The sequence below is a fragment of the Virgibacillus indicus genome, assembly GCF_002266285.1.
Classification (GTDB): domain Bacteria; phylum Bacillota; class Bacilli; order Bacillales; family Amphibacillaceae; genus Virgibacillus_K; species Virgibacillus_K indicus.
On record NZ_NPMS01000001.1, the window covers coordinates 18,892 to 35,857 of the forward strand.

Annotated in this window: 17 protein-coding genes; 12 read left to right on the forward strand and 5 right to left on the reverse strand. The window is 35.9% G+C overall.

Annotated elements, in window-relative coordinates; translation table 11 throughout:
• Positions 1 to 13: 13 nt before the first annotated feature.
• From CIL03_RS00110 to CIL03_RS00120, 3 genes are read left to right on the forward strand one after another with little or no spacing between them, the layout of a single operon-like run.
• Positions 14 to 337: a PadR family transcriptional regulator gene (locus CIL03_RS00110; RefSeq protein WP_094883191.1), complete on the forward strand. Its 324-nt coding sequence runs from the start codon at positions 14 to 16 to the stop codon at positions 335 to 337.
• Positions 330 to 890 (forward strand): HAAS signaling domain-containing protein, encoded by a 561-nt coding sequence (locus CIL03_RS00115; RefSeq protein WP_094883192.1) that lies wholly within the window; start codon positions 330 to 332, stop codon positions 888 to 890. Before CIL03_RS00110 ends, CIL03_RS00115 begins: the two co-directional genes overlap by 8 nt.
• A complete protein-coding gene (locus CIL03_RS00120; protein WP_094883193.1) occupies positions 883 to 1,680 on the forward strand; it encodes a DUF4097 family beta strand repeat-containing protein in 798 nt (265 codons plus the stop codon). Before CIL03_RS00115 ends, CIL03_RS00120 begins: the two co-directional genes overlap by 8 nt.
• A gap of 108 nt (positions 1,681 to 1,788) precedes the next feature.
• Here the strand turns inward: CIL03_RS00120 and CIL03_RS00125 are convergent, their stop codons facing one another.
• The 4 genes from CIL03_RS00125 to CIL03_RS00140 form a co-directional block, all read right to left on the reverse strand.
• Positions 1,789 to 3,141, reverse strand: coding sequence for a TldD/PmbA family protein (locus CIL03_RS00125; protein WP_094883194.1), 1,353 nt, complete (start codon positions 3,139 to 3,141; stop codon positions 1,789 to 1,791).
• The gene (locus tag CIL03_RS00130; protein ID WP_094883195.1) at positions 3,142 to 4,536 is read right to left on the reverse strand and encodes a TldD/PmbA family protein; all 1,395 of its coding nucleotides are present in this window, start codon (positions 4,534 to 4,536) and stop codon (positions 3,142 to 3,144) included.
• 383 nt (positions 4,537 to 4,919) lie between these two features.
• Positions 4,920 to 6,839 carry a vWA domain-containing protein gene (locus CIL03_RS00135; RefSeq protein ID WP_094883196.1) on the reverse strand — a complete coding sequence of 640 codons (1,920 nt, stop codon included), beginning with the start codon at positions 6,837 to 6,839 and terminating at the stop codon, positions 4,920 to 4,922.
• A 13-nt stretch (positions 6,840 to 6,852) separates the two neighbouring features.
• Complete coding sequence (locus tag CIL03_RS00140) at positions 6,853 to 7,722, reverse strand: ATP-binding protein (protein ID WP_094883197.1); 870 nt, start codon at positions 7,720 to 7,722, stop codon at positions 6,853 to 6,855.
• A gap of 416 nt (positions 7,723 to 8,138) precedes the next feature.
• Here CIL03_RS00140 and CIL03_RS00145 point away from each other — a divergent pair, with 416 nt between their 5' ends.
• From CIL03_RS00145 to CIL03_RS20025, 9 genes are all read left to right on the forward strand, one after another.
• Positions 8,139 to 8,489, forward strand: coding sequence for a PadR family transcriptional regulator (locus CIL03_RS00145; RefSeq protein WP_094883198.1), 351 nt, complete (start codon positions 8,139 to 8,141; stop codon positions 8,487 to 8,489).
• Positions 8,476 to 9,303, forward strand: coding sequence for a permease prefix domain 1-containing protein (locus CIL03_RS00150; RefSeq protein ID WP_094883199.1), 828 nt, complete (start codon positions 8,476 to 8,478; stop codon positions 9,301 to 9,303). Before CIL03_RS00145 ends, CIL03_RS00150 begins: the two co-directional genes overlap by 14 nt.
• Before the next feature lie 223 nt (positions 9,304 to 9,526).
• Positions 9,527 to 10,063 carry an HXXEE domain-containing protein gene (locus tag CIL03_RS00155; protein WP_094883200.1) on the forward strand — a complete coding sequence of 179 codons (537 nt, stop codon included), beginning with the start codon at positions 9,527 to 9,529 and terminating at the stop codon, positions 10,061 to 10,063.
• Between the two features lie 195 nt (positions 10,064 to 10,258).
• The gene (locus CIL03_RS00160; protein ID WP_094883201.1) at positions 10,259 to 10,471 is read left to right on the forward strand and encodes a PF20097 family protein; all 213 of its coding nucleotides are present in this window, start codon (positions 10,259 to 10,261) and stop codon (positions 10,469 to 10,471) included.
• A 1,018-nt stretch (positions 10,472 to 11,489) separates the two neighbouring features.
• Positions 11,490 to 12,818, forward strand: a complete 1,329-nt coding sequence (gene ltrA / locus CIL03_RS00165; RefSeq protein ID WP_094883202.1) for a group II intron reverse transcriptase/maturase — start codon at positions 11,490 to 11,492, stop codon at positions 12,816 to 12,818.
• Between the two features lie 495 nt (positions 12,819 to 13,313).
• A complete protein-coding gene (locus CIL03_RS00175; RefSeq protein ID WP_094883204.1) occupies positions 13,314 to 13,715 on the forward strand; it encodes a hypothetical protein in 402 nt (133 codons plus the stop codon).
• Between the two features lie 281 nt (positions 13,716 to 13,996).
• Positions 13,997 to 14,671 carry a hypothetical protein gene (locus CIL03_RS00180; protein WP_094883205.1) on the forward strand — a complete coding sequence of 225 codons (675 nt, stop codon included), beginning with the start codon at positions 13,997 to 13,999 and terminating at the stop codon, positions 14,669 to 14,671.
• Between the two features lie 152 nt (positions 14,672 to 14,823).
• The gene (locus tag CIL03_RS20020; protein WP_240507964.1) at positions 14,824 to 15,279 is read left to right on the forward strand and encodes a hypothetical protein; all 456 of its coding nucleotides are present in this window, start codon (positions 14,824 to 14,826) and stop codon (positions 15,277 to 15,279) included.
• A gap of 106 nt (positions 15,280 to 15,385) precedes the next feature.
• Complete coding sequence (locus tag CIL03_RS20025) at positions 15,386 to 15,652, forward strand: hypothetical protein (protein ID WP_240507965.1); 267 nt, start codon at positions 15,386 to 15,388, stop codon at positions 15,650 to 15,652.
• 181 nt (positions 15,653 to 15,833) lie between these two features.
• Here CIL03_RS20025 and CIL03_RS00190 read toward each other — a convergent pair whose 3' ends face one another.
• Complete coding sequence (locus tag CIL03_RS00190; protein ID WP_094883206.1) at positions 15,834 to 16,748, reverse strand: class I SAM-dependent methyltransferase; 915 nt, start codon at positions 16,746 to 16,748, stop codon at positions 15,834 to 15,836.
• Between the last annotated feature and the right edge of the window lie 218 nt (positions 16,749 to 16,966).

Genomic DNA, 16,966 nt, shown 5'->3' on the forward strand with positions numbered 1-16,966 from the left:
GGGTGATGGCTTCATGAATATACAATTCAATAAAGGCGCGCTGGAGCTTTGTGTGCTTGCATTATTGGATCGGACGGATCGATACGGATATGAACTTGTTCAAAAAATTTCTGAACAGATTACCATATCAGAAGGCTCTGTCTACCCGCTGTTAAGAAGGCTGAAAAAAGAGGATTATGTTTCGACATATTTGCAGGAATCCTCGGAAGGACCTTCACGAAAGTATTATATGCTTACAGATAAAGGAAGAGAATACCTTCGGGTGATTATTCCGGAGTGGCGGCAATTCTCAAACGGTGTGAATCATTTAATAAGGGAGGGTGTTGGCGATGAATAGAGAGCAATTTTTAAAGAAATTAAATGCGTCTTTAAAAAAACTTCCACACGAAGAACAGGAAGACATATTAGAGGACTTTCAGGAGCATTTTGATATCGGCAAAAGTGAAGGAAAAACAGAAGAGGAAATTTCTAAATCACTAGGATCACCAAGTCAAATCGGGAAGGAATTACTGGCAACACATTATTTAGAGAAAGCAGGGAACGATTATTCAGCCAGCAATATTTTTCGTGCTGTATGGGCAGTAATTGGATTGGGGTTTTTCAATTTAGTGATCGTACTTGGACCGTTTGTTGCTTTACTTGCCATTATTTTAGCGGGGTGGATCACAGGAGCTGCGTTCATTGTTTCGCCACTAATGGTTTTGATTAATCTGGCAATATCCCCTGGAACATTTGAGTTTTTTGATTTATTCTTTTCAATTGCACTCACTGGTCTTGGCCTATTGATTGCGATTGGGATGCTGTATGCAACCCGATTCATTGCAACTGGATTTGTCCGATATTTAAACTTTAATGCTAAACTTGTAAAAGGTGGGCTGAAACATGAATAATGTAAAAAAAATTGCGATGTTCGCAGCAATTCTAATCGTACTTGGTGTAATTGGGAGTGTAATCACATTTAATTTCAAGGAACCAACTTCTGTTACACAAGCAGAAGAAATTGATAAAACGGATATTACTGCGATTGAAATTCTTTCAAATAACGAAAGGGTAGAAATAATTCCATCTAATGAACAAACTATAAAAGTTGAACTATCAGGCAAAAGCAATGATAAAAAAGATAAATTTCAAGTAGAGGAAAAAGGAAATACACTTTCCATCGAAACAGAAAGTCGGGACTTCAAGCTATTCGATTTTGATTTTTTTACTAAATCTTTAACGTTAACAGTAGCTTTACCTGAAAAAGTATATGAATCACTTAAGGTAGAAATTGATAATGGGAGTCTGGAAGCTGAGGATTTAAATATAACTGATATAAATGCTGCGACGGAAAATGGGCGGATTGCTCTGAAGAATATTGGTGCTGACACGGTGCAGGTGAATTCAAGTAATGGGAAAATAGAACTCGACCATGTTAAGGGAGAGATTACCGGCAAAACAAATAATGGAAAAATTTCACTTGTAACCGAAAGCCTGGATCGCGCGCTTGAACTTGATACCGATAATGGAGCGATTAACATTCAAACAGAAAAAGAACCAACTAATGCTATATTTGATGTAAGAGTGGATAATGGAAGCATTAAAATATTTGGAAACTCCAACTGGGATACGGTAGTTGGGGATGGTGATAACATTATTAAACTAACAACGAATAATGGGAGTATCAGGGTGGAGAAATAGGTGAGGGTAACTAGGAGCCTTTTGAAAGTTATGAGAACTGGCCCCGTCCCACTTATATATTCAAAAAGTCAGGGATAAGGATACTGTTCCTTATCCCCTCTAATCACGTTAATCCACTGTAACTGCCAAATGCTTAACCTTTAATGATGGAGATCCAATATATCCAGATCCGCCCATTGGTGAGAATTCCAAGTCTGAAGCAACTTGTTCTATGTCATTAAGAACCTCAAAAAAGTTTCCAGCAATCGTCATAAGGTTGGTTGGACCAACAATTTCGCCATCCTTGACATAATATCCATTGGCTGCGAGTGAGAAATCACCGGAAATTGGATTTGCCCCGGAATGCAGACCAGCTAAGTTAGTGATGATGATCCCTTCATCCAGATTTTCATATAGGTGCTTGTATGTTTTCTCCCCTGGTATGACAAAAAAGTTGGAAGGACTAACTCCGATTGTTTCCTTGTACGAAGGTTTATGTCCATGTCCGGTTGAGGAAATCCCCTCTTTTTTTGCAGTTTTTAAGTTGTGGAAATATGTTTTTAGTTTCCCATTCTCTACAATAGTGAGTTTTCTTGTCGGCACACCCTCTGAATCAAATGTTCCACTTCGAATTCCATCAGGCAAAAATGGATCATCTGATAAGCTGACTTGATCTGAGGCAATTTTTTCTTCCAATTTGCCTTTTAATCGGGATTGCCCTTTTTGAACCGCCTCTGCGGAAAAGGATGAAACAAAGGTGGATACAAGTGCTGCTGCAGCACTATTTTTAAAAACAATCGGGTAGTTCTTATTTGGATAGGTTCTTCCACCAAGGTAGCTCAATGACTTTTCAACGGCCTCTTTTGCGATTTCGTCAGCATGAAGGGAATCAAAGTCCTTTGTTATTTTAAAATAAAAATCGGATTTGATTTCATCCTCTTCTTTGACGACAACTGAAAAGATGATGGACAGGAAATTGTTCCGGTCATTCAACGTGAGGCCCTTATTATTAAATAACTCTTTTTCAAATGATTGATCTTGAATGGCAGCATAATCGGTTTGGACAACCCGCGGATCGTATGCGTAAATTTTCTTTTCAACTTCTTTTAAAAATGCAATTTTATCCTCTGCAGTTATGTTTGAAAGGGAAGGGGAGAAGTAGTCCACTTCCTTATAATTTGCATCTCCAGAAAATATTTCTTCAGGCTCATCCTCAATTAAGACTGCATTTTCCTGTACACTCTCAAGCAAAAATTGAACCGATTCCTCATCTAACTTCTCTGTATAGGCATAGCCCATCTTTCCATTATAAAGGCCACGAACGGATACACCGTTTACAGTTGATGATTCATATTCATCTATTTCACCTTTAAAGATTTGACAGGAGAAGCTTTCCTGTTTTTCATAATATAGCTCGATATCTGTAAGTCCGAGACTTTCACCTTCTGCAAAAAGTTTGTTGCGAAATGCTGTTAATTCCATTTACTTTGCCTCCCTTCCACCAACTGTAATTTCACTGACACGGAGCATTGGCTGGCCAACATTAACTGGAATACTGCCACTGGATGCACCGCACATCCCGGCTCCATGACCAAGATTATTACCGACCATATCCACTTTTTGAATTGTTTTTGCCCCATTGCCAATTAGTGTTGCTCCACGTAAGGGCTTATCAATTTTTCCGTTTTTCACTAAATAGGCTTCGTTTATAGCGAAATTATAATCACCAGTTGCAGGTTCTACAGAGCCGCCACCCATATATTTGGCATAGATTCCATATTCAGTGTCAGCAATGATTTCCTCCGGTGTTGATTTTCCTGGTGCAATATACGTATTAGTCATCCGGGAAGTAGGAGCAAATTTATAGGATTCTCTGCGTCCCGAACCAGTTGACGCTGCTTCCATTCTTCGTCCATTGAACTTATCAATCATATAACCTTTTAAAATACCATTTTCAATCAGTACGTTTTTGCGTGCTTTTTCACCTTCGTCATCTATGTTGATGGAACCCCATTCGTTGGTAAGTGTGCCGTCATCAATATATGTAACAAAATCTGAAGCTACTTTTTCTCCTTCCATATTAGCAAAAACAGAGTTGTTTTTTGCGACCGATGATGCTTCCAATCCATGGCCGCATGCTTCATGGAAAATTACTCCGCCAAACTCATTATCGAGAATAACTGGAAATTTCCCGCTCGGAGCAGGGTCTGCATGAAGCATCGTGACAGCAGAACGTGCTGCTTCTTTTGCATAATGATTAAGGTCTAATCCTTCGATAAATTCAAAGCCCTTATGTGCTCCAGGTCCATATGATCCTGTCTGCATATCATTTCCATCGGAAGCAACGGCAGTAATGGCTAATAAACTTCTTACCCGTTTATCTTCAGCAAATGTTCCTTCTGAATTCGCAATGAGTACATGCTGTTCTTCTTCCCTTAATCTTAAAATTGCCTGTGAAATAGATGAATCATAATTTGTTACAATTTCATTCGCATTACGTAAAACAGCTAATTTACGAGATTTTTCCACACTTGCTGGCATGAATTGAATTGGATGTGACGATAGCAGGCTTTGCTTTTCCATTGGCAATACGATGTTTTTCTCAGTATTGTTTCCTTCAATTGCCTGTGCCGCTGCTCTTGCGGCCTTTAGAAGACCCTCCTCGGTAAATTCATTCGTGTATGCATATACACTTTGGAGGCCCTTAAAGATACGAATCCCAACACCAAAATCCCGGCCAGATAAGCTTTTTTCCAATCTGCCACCCTGATGCAGCATATTATTCGTGTAGCGGTCTTCGACAAATACTTCAGAAAAATCTCCACCTGTTGTAAGTGCTGCGGATAATACATTTTCGATCAATGCCTTATTTAGCATATAATTCCTCCTGATTCAAAAATTTAAAAAATTATATAAATTCATTATACCGGAATGGGTTTGTTAATGAAACGAGAAATGATGTGAAAGGCTTTATTCAGTTTTTTAAATTGTACAAATGCTATATTTAGAGTGAAAGAGGAAAACTAGGCATTAGAGTGGAAAAAGTGCTGGGCTAAACGCAAGCAATTGTTTCATTTTCTGACATCTGTGGGATAATGTAAGTATAAATTCATACAATATTAAAAACCGCTCCATGCTGGTAACATGGAACAGTACAATTGACCAACCCCATAAACGGGGATGGCACAGTTTAGAGCTAATAACTCCTCACTGCTGGGCTAAAGCACATGAGGGGTTATTTTTCCTATGGGGAATTATATTTAAATAACCTTTAGCAGCAGCCGTTTCAGCAGTGGAGCGAAGTGCTCTGGAAGCTCTGCCACACTTGGAATCATGAGTCTTTCTCTGCCATAAATATTCTCCATGGTTCCGTCATCTCTCTCATCGATTTCTCCATCTGCCAGAAACATGCCAATCACTTCAATGCCTTTTTTGCGTGCTTCGGAAACGGCGAGATGTGTGTCCACAACCCCATTTTGATCATAATCCGCGGCTGCAGGTTCTCCGTCTGAAAACACGAGCAGGAATTTATTTTTTTCTCTTCTGGCAGCAAGTTCCTTTGTGATCACGCGAATGCTGAAGCCATCCCGGTTATCTTCCTGTGGCTCAAGCTGCATGATTTTAGATCCATCATTTTGGTAAAATGAATCGGAAAAAGCGTGGATGATGTGAAAATAATTCGGCTGGTAATGTTCTTTCACTTCATTGGCATCCTCCCAAAATCCTATGATGGAATGGGGGATTCTTAATTGATTCAATACTTCGTGAAACAGCACAATGCCGCGCTTCGTTTCATCCATTTTATTATGCATGGAAGCAGAACAGTCGACCAGCAAGGTGAAAACTGCATCAATTTCATTGGATTCATGGTTTTTCTTATAAAATACCCGCGGATTTTCGTCGATTACCAGTGGCAGCAGTTTTCTGGATAATCGTCCGATGACTAAATCCTTTCGCGGTGCATTCTTTTTATGCTCCAAGGTCTTTTCAATTGTAGTTGCAAGCTTTCGTTTAAATGCTTCAATCCCGCTCACAAATTCCTGATACTGCTCCATTTCCTGCGAAGTTGGTGCTTCCGCGTTTTTAACGATTATTGCAGCATCTTTATTTTCTTCGCCATAGGGGCTTTCATCCTGTCCGCCGCTTTGATTTGCTTCTTTTTTCTCGAGTGTATCCAGCTTGGAAAAATCATTCTTTTTGCTTTGTCCGGAAAAACCCTGAATGGCACCCATTGCCTGATCTGCATCTTCTGTTTCTCTTGTTCCGCCGCCCATGATATCAGTTTTCGTGCCAACATCGAGTTCAAATTGAAGAAAGGTCTGCTTCCGGTCACTGTTCTGATTTTCCCGGTGCCAGGTGGAAAAACGCTCATCAATATACTCATTTTTATCCTCATCAACTTCTTCTTTGTCATCATTCGCAACATCATCCGTTCTTGTTAACTCATCAAATAATGTATTCTTGGTGAACTTTTCGATGCTGGTGACTGGAAACGTAAAATATTCATTGATCATGTCGTTATAGGCCGGTTCCAGCTGTTGAACAATTTGCTCCGTTAAAGAAATGATGGCCTTTGTACTTTTTGCTTCAAAAATGGAATAAAGCAATGGTTTTAATTTCTCGAGCCGGTACAGCTGTCTTTCATTCGCCCGAGGGAAATCAGGGTCTGGCTGATCTGCCTGAAGCAGCAGGTAAATCAAGCAAAATAATTCATCCAGGGGATAGCTCCTTGTCACATTTGTATCCATTTGTGTGCTGAAATAATGCTTCAGGTATCTTTTTCGGACTGCAAAATCCTTTGTCGTTCCTGGTCTTTCCTTTTTGATAGCTTCTTCCAGACGCAGATCCTCGAGCAGTGTAACAAGCTGGACAGCAAATTTATGGAGCTTCCAGTTATTTATATCCGCTGTAAATTGTTTCATTTCCTGAACTTGCGTGTGATGCAATGTTCCAAGTGCGCGCAGGAATACATCTGTTTTATATCCAGGTTCCTTGATTTCATACTTAAAAACATCCCAGAGACGGCTCCCGGTAATTTTGTTATGAATGATATCAATATAAGAACCATAGTGATATTCGAAGTCTAAATCCGGATGATCTGATAATACTCTGGATAAATCCTGCAGCTGCAGAAATAGATCCGTATCAACTTTGGAGTCATCCCACCGGTTGTATTTCATCTTGCAGCCTCCTTTAGAACAACGTATTTGCCAGGTTTTTTACAAATTCCTTTTCACGTTCCTCGTCAAGTTTATCAACGATTGATCTTAAAACGGCCCGTTCTGGTGGAATAAGCGTACTCAAATCACAAGCATCCAGCAATGCGCGAATGGATGCGGCGTCCTCTGATAGCTTTCCCTGATATACTGCACTGATAAGATCTGAAGACAGTTTTACAAATAAATCGATCGTCTTTTCATCTGTCAGATTTGTGTTTGTTTGAATCAAATCTTTTAACAGGTCTCCTTCAATATACGGCACATCAATGACGATAAAGCGGTTCTTTAATGCTTCATTTAATGGAACCGTTCCGATATAGCCCTCATTAATTGCAGCAATGACATTAAAATCATCTTTCGCAGTGATTATTTCGTTTGTGAATGGATTGGTAACCGTCCTCCGATAGTCAAGAACGCCATTAATGAGCGGCAATGTCTCTGGCTTTGCCATATTTACTTCATCTATATATAAAAAGGTTCCATTTTTCATCGCATTTGTTACAGGACCAGGTATAAACTCAATCACTTGTTTTTCATTTTCATATCCGATGGTTTTAAAGCCAAGCAGACTTTCTGCATCCAGATCTACCGAGCAGTTGACACTGTACATGGGCTGATTGAACAGGTTGGATAGTGTTTCAGCAAACTTGGTTTTTCCAGATCCGGTAGGGCCTTTCAGCAGAATGTTTTTGCCCATGCTAAGGGCGGAAATGGCGTCAATCAGAAGATCCATATTTGGCGGAACATAGCCGCCCTGTCTGATTAAGTCACTTAAGTTTTCGTTGGTTTCCCTATTATTTGATTCAAGTATATTAGAGATATTATCTGGTAAGTTGTAGTTCATTCGAGATGCTCCTTTCTGGGAATATTGTAAACGTTATTGGGTGGAATAACAAAGAATTGGGATGAGTGCAGGTGCCTTTTACCTATTAAAAACTTATTGATTTCATTTCACGGGTTTATTTCAGGGGTGCATACAATTAAATAACTAGGAAAACGCACTGGAATTCACATCGGGATTCACCATGTGTTTTTTATTGGTATAAAGGGATTTTTCCGCTATTTATTATATGAATCATTAGTAGAAATAAAGGTAATTGTCAATTTATGTTAAAATAGTATTAGAGATATACAGAGGTTGTGAAATTTTATACTTAAACTATAGGGCAGTTTAATTTAATAAGAAATCAATTATTTTTTTAAAATAATACCTTGCATTATATAGTATTATTATTTATAGTCTAAATAGGGGTGAACATATTGGAAATTAACAAAGAGGTATTGAAAGGTCATATAGATACGATTATTTTATCGTTACTACATAGCAGGGATATGTATGGATATGAACTTGCTAAATTGGTTCGAGAAAAAAGTGATGAACAATTTGAATTAAAAGAGGGTACGCTTTATTTGTCTTTAAAGCGATTGGAAAAAAATAAATGGATTGAATCTTACTGGGGTGATGAACAAGGACCAGGAGGAAGAAGAAAATATTATAAACTCACACCACAGGGCGAAGAAGGATTTGAAGAAAAGCGTAAGGAATGGCAATTTGTAAAAAAAATGATTGATTCATTTTTAGAAGGGAGCGAAAAACATGAAAAAAATTGATGCGTTTGTTGATGATGTTTACCAAGGTGTAGGTGGTAATAAAGAAGAAATACAAGAGTTAAAATTAGAAATGAAAAATCATTTACTAGAAGCTGTTTATGAGTTGAAATTAGAAGGAAAATCGGAAAAAGAAGCAATTAAAATTGCTATTGAACGCTTTGGTGGGGAAAAAGAAATGCGTTCTGTTATCGGTCAATTATTTAAAGCACAAAAGATATTTGCAAAATGGGTGCTTAATTTAGCTGTAATTTGTTTAATCACTACTGTTACTGTATTTGGAGTTATATGGGCAATGGAAGAACAAAATTCACATGAAAATTCCATTGTTGCGACTAATATTTTTGATGTGTTGGAAGGGAAAGAAACAATTTCAGAAGATATGGAAGAAGAAATAAAAGATTATATTCAGGAAACAGACCAAATTTCGAAAGTAAAAATTTTTAATGTTAAAGACGTAAAAAGAGAATCTGAAAACTACTCATCCATATTCGAATATGTCAAAAAGGCAAAACCAAACTATCAATATCAAAGAGCTGTATGGGCTCCTGAATGGTTACTTGTTGACTTTTTCCCTTATGGAAATGGCGATTCAGAATGGTATGTTGATATGGAAACCAGACACTTTAGTTCATTTATGACTTTAGTATTATTTGTTGGCGTTGCGGTTTATGCTACACTTTTCACGATTTGGGCAACGGTTAATGCGTATCACCATAAAAGATTAAACATTGGTTGGATTTTAGCTTTTGCCTTATTAAATGTTATTGGTTACTTGATTTATTTTTTAGTAGGAAAGAGGAAATTAGGAATTTAATAATGATATTAAAAAATTTGAATTTAAATATTGTGAATAAATCTACTTAAAGTAACTGGTGCTTATCTTGAATAAAGGATAGCACCATTTCGCTATCTGCCAGATTGTTGAAAAAGGAATGTTAGACAAAATCCTAGAATATATGTTACCAACAAGACTCAAGAAATTAGGTGATTATAGTTGAGGATTAACTAAATATCTATCGAATGGATGGAGGAGGATTATGGAACAATGGCTTGATATTCAAACACTTATGTGGTTATTTCCAATTATGTTTGTCCTTCATGATTTTGAAGAAATTATTATGGTTGAAAAGTGGATGCAAAGAAATTCAACTGTGATATATAACAAATTGCCTGAAAAAATTGCGGATAGAGTCATTAAACAATTTTCTATGTCAACAGCCCAGTTTGCAGTTGCCGTATTAGTTATATTTCTATTCGTAAGTAGTGCTACCATTATGGCAAATCAATATGTAATTCAAGGAATACTTGGTAATATTTACATTTTCGCCATTATTACATTGGCTTTTTTTCTACACGCTTTTACTCATATTGGTCAATCTATCATTCTTCGTTCCGTTACACCGGGTGCAGTCACTTCGTTGATTGTTATCATTCCATACAATTTAGTTTTATTTCGTTCATTATTAGTGAATGAAGTAATTACATTGAAAATTATTTTTCTATGTTTACCTTTTTGTCTCTTAATTATCCCAGTTGCTTTACTTGCTCATTGGATTGGAAAAAAAGTAGTATAGAAATCTAATCTAATATGCTAATTTTACTAACGGGTGCAAAAGTTGAACAAGGCGGTCATCAAATTGATCGTCATTTCTTTTTAGAAAATCGTTTAAAATATTATGTTAAGTTTTTTGAGCTATTGTGGCAAGTTACTTCACGAAGGAAAATAATAGATGAATAAAAAGGAGATGCGAAAGGTGGCGTGACTAAATATGAACGATGCTGTAAAATGTCCTGAATGCAGTAATGAGGTAAAGCAAGGCTATATTTTTTCTCCTCGTCGAATTTCTTGGTCAGAATCGGCTGATTCAATCTTTTCTGACTTTGGAAGTGAAGTATTAATAAATGATGCATTTTTTAAAATAAATAAAATCCCAGCATATAGATGTGAAAAATGTAATTTAGTTATTTTTAAATACAAATAAATTAATGATAAAAAAGTAGTCTTTTAAATACTTACCTTATTAAACAAACGGGTGCGTTACTACAATAAGTGGCGACGATTTTTAGTAATTGGCAGTTCAATGGAGCAGATATAAAGTTGGATAAAACAAGAAATCTTGTGTTTAAACATAACTCATAAAAAGAGGGATTAATTTGAAAAAAGTAAATGAAATTGAACATAATACAAAACCGTATGAATCTTTTTTGTACTTTTCGGCATTCTTACTCATTAGTAGGTTACTTCCTATATTTGAGTTTTTTTTAACTAACCTTTTCCTTCAATTGATATTTGTATTAGTTATTATTTTTCTTCTCACAAATCTTATTAATAATAAAATTACAAATAATTTTAGGAACTTTTGTTTACGCTTTAATTTTAAATTACCCTACTTATATGTGGTATCTATAGTTTTGTATTTAATTGTATTCTTATCGTTCGGGGAATAAATACAAAGCTGATTCACTCAGTATAATGATGACCTAACTGGTGCTTGTGCGGCCGAGCCTAGGTCGTATCATATAACGGGTGGGATTCCCGTCGAGAAAGAACTAGCCATTCACTCGTAGCGAGTCTTGGAGGGCTGATGGTAACATTAGCCTTTAAGCGTAGACAGTTAGGTGGCGGGCCGAAAGCCAAGTGGTTGAAGGGATTGAGCTCCATAATGTTAGTAAATCGAGAGGGCTGATGCCTTAAGCGCAGCAGAAAGCTATACTTTATCCTTTGTTATAGGCAAGAAGGGTAAAGCCTCTCTGGAGTCAGAGACCTTGGCACGTTATACATTGATATGATACGGCAACTCGGGAGACCCTACCGGTCTCTTTATTTTAGAAGAGTATGGTGTACAAGCGATAACAAGCAAGGAAACCAAATGCCGTGTAGGGAGTCGGATAGCAGCGTAGTACCAATGATGTCGGGTAATGCCGATGGAGGAAAGGCTAGCTACCAGTTATCACCCTGACTAGGGACACATTTACTACACACAGAGGTAGGGATAATAAATGGAAACAAAACTACTAAGGATAGCAGAATTAGCAAAATCTGATCCTAAAATGAAATTTACATCTCTTGCACATTTATTAGATGAGCAATCATTAGTGAAATGTCACTATGAATTGCCAAACAGAAAGGCAACTGGGATTAACGGAACAACCAAAGAGCAATACAGTGAGAACGTAAAAGCAAACATAGAGGGGTTAATAAATAGGCTTAAAAGTAAAAGTTATCGTCCTGTTCCAGTAAGAAGAATGTATATACCAAAGCTTAATTCAAATAAGAAAAGACCGTTGGGTATACCAGAACATGAAGATAAGATTGTTCAAAGAAGCGTTACGAAAATACTAAATGCCATCTATGAAAATGATTTTCTAGACTGCTCTTTTGGTTTTCGTCCCAATCGCAATTGCCATGATGCATTGAAAATATTGAACCACTATATTGAAAAGAGGTCAATAAATTATATAGTAGATGTAGATATTAAAGGATTCTTTGACAACGTTGACCACACATGGATGATGGAGTTCTTAAAACTGCGAATAGCTGACCCGAGCCTACTAAGAATTATTGGTAGGTTTCTTAAAGGTGGGTATATAGAGGAAGGCAAGAAATACAAAACAGATTATGATACACCGCAAGGTGGCGTAATTTCTCCAGTATTGGCTAATATATACCTCCATTATGTCCTCGACCTTTGGTTTGAGAAGAGGGTTAGAAAACAGTGTAGAGGACAAGCATTCATGGTGAGATATGCAGATGATTTTGTCTGTTGTTTTCAATCTAAAAGTGAAGCTCAACAGTTCTTTCAATCATTGAAATGGAGATTAAAGAAATTCAACTTAGAGATAGCTGAGGATAAAACTAAAATTATTCCCTTCGGAAAGTTTGCGGAGAAGGATGCAAACCAAAAGGGAAACAGTAAACCAGCAACATTTGATTTTCTAGGTTTTACACACTATTGTGGAAAAAGTAAACAAGGAAAATTCCGAGTGAAACGGAAAACAAGCAGGAAGAAAATCCAAGGCAAGCTCAAAGAATCTAAAGAATGGTTGAAGTTCAACAGAAATAAAGATATTCATATAATTATGGATAGATTTAGACGCTCGCTTAAAGGTTATTACAATTATTATTGCATCACAGATAATACCCAAAGTGTAAACAAATTCAGAGACAAAATCGGATACTTACTGTTTAAATGGCTCAATAGAAGAAGTCAAAGGAAATCTTTTACTTGGGATAAATTCAGACTCTTTCTTAATAAATATCCATTACCTTACGTAAGAATTAAGGTTAATATATACGACTTAAGAAAGGAAATTAGCTACATTATGTGAATGATAACTAGGAGGAGCCGTGTGCGTTAATTGCGCAAGCACGGTTCTGTGAGGGGGGAGGAATACAATCTACCGCGAGGTAGAGAGGTTCCCTTCTACTCGACTACTTGAATAAGCAGGGGAAGGAGTACATAGGATTGATAATTTTTGCAGAAGCCTTACGTACTATTTCTATCGTAATACTTGTTTTTAGTTCTGCTTTCTATTTACGGCATTTGGAGAAAACTAAAAAGCAAAATAAACTTTCAACTTTTGAATTTACAATGTACATAATCATTCAAATCGCATATATTTTATTTGCAATTAGTTTATTGATTTTTGTATTTGTTGAGTGATTGTTGTTTTAATACTTATCAGTATTAAACAAACTGGTGCTTTACTTAAAGAGGAATTGTAATAAAGAAACTCTTGATTCGACAGTTAGTCTAAATATTAAGATACTCATTCGCAGTTGAACATTTTCAATATATAGGAGAAGGATTGTGGAGAGGTAAAATGAAAAAAATAATTTTAGTTTCTGTAATAGTCGTGATAATAGGAGCTTTAGGGTTTGCAACTCTCAAGCTGGCACAGGATGGATTTGATATTAGTGTGGAAAATGAAACGAATAAAAAAGTATCAGGTTTATATTTAACCTATGACAATATTAAATTGGATATTAAGATACCATCTATTGCACCAAGTGAAAAATATACACTTAATGTTAATCCAAATGAGAATTTTGATGAAGCATCATTAAAATTAGAATATAAAGATACCAAGGGAAATTTACAGACAGAATATGTTATTGGATACTTTGAAAAAGGTTATTCTGGGAAGGCAGTCATAAATATAAAATCTGTTGATGAAATGGGGAAACTTAAAGTAGAAATTAACAGCAATACATCGTTATATTAAAGACGAATTTTCTCTTATTAAACAAACGGTGCATTATTGGAGAAAATATATGAAAAATAAGGCTTGGAGATAAAATTTCTCTAAGCCTTATTATGTGTGATTTATGATTTTAATGTTATATATTCTATTTCAAATAAAGTCACTTTTAAAAAAAGCTTTATTCGAGGAATATTCTTTTTATATGGTAACATTGTTGAGGGAGATCATTATTAAATGACTGGCGGGAGATTATTAAGAGATTAAATGTATTGCTTACAATAATGAAAGGAATGGTATGACGAATGAATAAACTAACAAAGATTATTTATTTAAGTGTTGCTTTATTTTTGCTAGTAGGATGCGGAAGTAATGCAAACAAAGATTCTTCAAGTGACCCTTCAGAAAACAGTTCAGTTATAGAATCAACAGAAGAAGATACATACGAAACAGATGAAATTGCGTCTGCAAGCGAGTTAGAGGAATCAGATACAAATGATGCGGATGACACTTCTTCAGAAGAATCTGTTGAAGGTGATTCGGATAGTACCTTATCTGAAAATAGTGGCACTAATGTAAGCGATAAGGAAGCCAAAGAAACACTATCACAGTACTCTAATGAGCAAATTGAATACGCTCGAGTTTGGTCTCAGCTTGGACCAAATCAGGAGATTGCTGAATTGAATGTTCGACATATTTCTTCTGAAGAACCCATCAATCCTAATGATGACACAAGTGCTGCTTATCCAGAAGATGTGATCCAGTTAGCAGGTTCTCGATTAGTAGATGGTTCAGTAACTTATAGTGGTAATGGGGATGGCACGATTAATGTATACAATGTTCCTTTACGTTGGGATGGCAGTTACCCTGCGGATAAAAGTTTATACACAGATATTATTGAAAATACAGAGCTAGTGTCTATTGAGCCAAGAGATGATGAAGAAATCATAGAATTAATCGAGTTATTAAATGTTCAATAGTAAGCTAACTGGTGCTTAAACGGAAGAAGGAGTTGTCATTTCGGCAACTCCTATCGCTTTTTATGCTAAATGGCAGTTTAGTTAAAGAAGGATATAGTGAATCCTTATAGAAATATAACTGTAAATACTTTATAAGAGGGATTGTTTTTTTAATGTGTAGATTTGTAAGTGATCATAAGGATAGAGACTCAGTATTGCCCAATAATCGTAAAAAATTAATAGATGCAATTCAACGGGATTTATTAGCCGATGATCAGGTCCTGGCATTTTTTTATGGTGGATCAATCGGGAATGGAAATACAGATGTTTTCTCGGATATTGACTTGAGGGTAGTTGTCAAACCTGACTACATAAAGGAATATATTGCAAATAAAAATGAACGTGCAAAGAACTGGGGAGACGTTCTTTATTTTGAAGACTTATATCCGTCCTCCATTTATACTGTTGCTCACTATAATTGTTTTGTTAAAGTCGATATTTTTTATTACACTCCAGAAAATATTCAACCATCTACATGGTTAAAAAACATAAAGATTATAAAGGATACGAATGGAATGATGGCTGATACTCTGACACGATCGATGGAAACCATCAGTAGAAGAATTTGAAATATGGAGAACAAAGTATTTTTCGTATTTACATGAAGCATATAGAAGAGCGATGCGAAGAGAGTATTATTATGCTTTAAATTGTATTGATAAGTTGAGGCTATCCATGTCAACTGCTTGGTATATGATTTCTGGGAATCAACCAAATACGTTTGGTGATTGGGCAAAATATGAAGGCAGTAGAAGTGAGTTGGAGGTTTGGCAGAAATCACTGCTTGAAAGTTGGGAATGTGGAAGAGATACAGTCGAAATTCTTGATGTTATGAAGAGCATTGTTCTCGAGTTCAAGGAAGTTCATCGTTCTCTTTGTGATACATTGGGAGTGCGGGAAGATTCTGAATGGGTGGATAATATCGTAAATATAGTGTTATGAATTATAATTGGCTATTGCCATGTTCTTCTTAAGTAACTGGTGCGATAGCGCAATAAGAGCAATCGCCTTTATTGTGCTATTTGGCAGAATAATTTAATAAGCGATATTAATTGAATGTCGCATTGAAATAGTAAAAGCCTCTCAATCACCATTATCATTGAGAGGCTTTCAAATTAGAAAATTATTTCTTTACAGCGTGGATAAAATGGATTGTCTCGAATGCAGACAAATAATCCGTCCTATTTTTAAAGAAAAGCTCATTTATCGTAGTTGGTGATAAATGTTCATAAATTAGTAAACCTAATTTTTCTAACATATTCTCTATTTCATTATAAGTGAAATTCGATTTCATTGGTTCTCCACTTGCTGAAGCCATTTTTACCATATTTTCAACTCTATTAGATATTCCTTTTTCTTTAAAGAGTTTTTCATCTGCATAATCAAAAACAATGGAGCTACCAGGTGGGACGTTAGCAAATAAATGATTGATCAAGTCCTTATTTTCCTCTTTAGTTAAATAATATGAAACACCTAAGAGGCTAAAGAAAGTTTTTTTGTTATTAAACCCTTCATCAGCTAGATCTTGATGGGAAAATTTAGTAGTAAAGTCCATAGAAACAAAATGTAGATTATTCGGGATATTAAGTTTAGCATCCTCTAACTTTTTCTTTTTAAATTCTTGTGTAGCTGGATGATCAATTTCAAATATCTTTAAGCTGCTTTTTAACTCTGGATATCGGAAACAGAAAGTATCTAGGCCTGCTCCAAGTACGACATATTGTTTTACACCTAACCTAATTTCATTAAGTAATACTTTTTCGCAATAGGCAGAGCGTGCTAAGGGTGTTGGGGAAAGTTGGATCTGTGTAATCCATTTTAAAATTTCCTCTGAATCATCTTTAAATTTTTTCCCAATATCTCTGTTGAAAAACTGTATACCGTTAATCATATTACTGCTGATAGCTGAAAACTCTTCTTCGGAAATTAAATTGTTTGCCAAAAAATCATCAAAAATTTTGGGTGTGTCATATTTATTATGATATGCACGACCGAAAGCCGATACTAAGGAAGTTAAACTGGATTCATTTTGTTTCATACCCTTTTCCTCCCATATATAAAAGAATAAGATTCCCCTGGCCAGGAGAATCTTATTATACACAATAAAATGATAACTGTAAATTATAGCATAAATAAATTATTTTGTCAAATAAAATGACTGTGAATTATGGAGAAAATAATTTAACTAAAAAATTCTAGTTCGACTAACTGGTGCCGCTCGACAAGTTCTGTTATAAGCGTTATATACGTGAAAAA